At 46.3% G+C, this 516-nt stretch carries 1 protein-coding gene; it reads left to right on the forward strand.

The features are described from left to right. On the forward strand, positions 1-516 hold a 516-nt coding region (locus R7190_RS30850), incomplete at both ends, for an ABC-ATPase domain-containing protein (protein ID WP_318138341.1).

Raw genomic sequence — 516 nt, forward strand, 5'->3', positions numbered from 1 at the left:
ATCAAAGCGCACTAAGAGAACAATTAGAAGCACACAATCTTGTTGCGTTTGTTGCGAATGGTAGCGTTCTACCACGTATTGCGGGTAACTGTGATTTGCCGATGAAAGAAGCAGTAGAATTTACGGCTCCTGAGTCTTTGCAGGTGACTCTGCATGCACCAAACAAAGGTTACGTGACTGGACTTGGCATTCCCAAAGGCATCACTTTGATTGTCGGCGGTGGTTTTCATGGTAAGTCGACATTGCTGAACGCCATTGAACGTTCTATTTACGATCACATTCCTGGCGATGGTCGCGAGTACATCGTGACAGACCAGAAAGCGATGAAGATTCGTGCAGAAGATGGCCGTTGTGTGCATCACTTAAATCTGTCGAACTACATCAACCATTTGCCAATGGGTAAAGATACTGCAGATTTCTCAACGCAAGATGCATCAGGTTCAACATCGCAAGCGGCTTGGTTACAGGAATCTATCGAAGCCGGTGCGACATCACTGCTGATCGATGAAGACACAT

This window comes from Vibrio sp. 1078-1 (assembly GCF_033340475.1).